General features: G+C 45.5%; 1 protein-coding gene. It reads right to left on the bottom strand.

Features of this window, described 5'->3' with window-relative positions; all coding sequences use genetic code 11:
- The coding region (locus tag J2W69_RS20590; protein ID WP_310282109.1) for a condensation domain-containing protein at window positions 1-1340 on the bottom strand (1340 nt) is incomplete at its 3' end.
- Window positions 1341-1370: the final 30 nt, after the last annotated feature.

Raw genomic sequence — 1370 nt, 5'->3', positions numbered from 1 at the left:
AATAACTGGTGGATACATTCGTCCGGCAGTGGCTTCGATGTGTTCATCTCGCCAAGTTGCAGTAAATGCTCACGTTCTTGCTTACTCAACATGTCCAACGACGACATCATTATCGTCGGCTCAGCCTCCACTTCTTTCAGTAACTGCATCAAATGCAAACCGAAGCGCTCAATGGTCTGAGGCATAAACAAGTCTTGATTGTATGACCAATTTAATCGCAAGCCGTCGTTTACTTCCATCACCGACAACTCAATATCGAACTTCACTTGCTCAACCGCTGCCGGCATTCCCTGCAATTCAAGCTCAGGCAAGCTTATTGACGTCGATTCATAGTTATCAACACTAAGCATAATTTGGAGCACAGGATTGTATGCCATGCTACGCTCAGGGTTTAACTGCTCTACCAACATCTCAAATGGAATATGCTGATATTGATACGCCGATAACACCGTTTGTTTGACCATCTGCAGGTGCTCGCTAAAACGCTGCCCGCCATTTACCTTAGAACGGATAACAAGGGTATTAACAAAGAAACCTATCAACGGTTCAACATCTTGATGAGCTCGCCCTGCTATCGGTGAGCCCACCACAATATCCTGCTCACCACTGTAACGGCTTAACAGTAACGCAAACACACTGTGCATCAGCATAAACAAGGTTACACCTTCACGCTGACACAACTGCTGTAACTTGCCTGATAAAGTACTATCGACCATCATATTGTGAGATTTGCCATTAAACGTCTGCTGTGCCGGACGCACTTTATCTAGTGGCAAACTGTGTATCTGAGGTATATCACTAAGCTGGGTGCGCCAATAATTTAACTGCTGCTCTAACTCCTTGCCCTGCAGCCATTCCCGCTGCCAACGGGCATAGTCTTTATATTGCACAGCTAAAGGTGCAAGTGGCGATGACTCCCCTGAAACAAAAGAAGAATAAAGTGTCGCAAACTCGCGTAACAAAACGCCCATCGACCAACCATCTGAGGCGATATGATGCATGTTAAACAGCACCACATACTCGTTCGTTTCAAGCGTCACCAGCATCACTCGCAACAAGCAATCCTGAGTTAAATCAAACGGTTTAATTGCCTGCTGATAACTGAGCTCTTCAAGAACCTTTGTCTGCTCTGCCTGAGTCCTTAAATCTGCCTCTTCAAGATTAAATGCCACGTCATCTCTTATTACTAAGACAACATCCCCTTCAAGGCTCAAAAAGCAGGTCCTGAGCACTTCATGGCGCTTAATAATGGTTTCAATCGCATGCGTAAATGCCAGCTTATTCAATACCCCATTCAACCTGAAAGCTCCGGGCATATTATATTCTACGCTGCCGTTCATCTGGTCGATAAACCATAACCGCTGCTGGGC

It is taken from the genome of Rheinheimera soli (assembly GCF_031457405.1).
Classification (GTDB): Bacteria; Pseudomonadota; Gammaproteobacteria; order Enterobacterales; family Alteromonadaceae; genus Pararheinheimera; species Pararheinheimera soli_A.
Note: the sequence above shows the minus strand (reverse complement) of the source record. Positions and strands in the feature narration are given on the sequence as shown.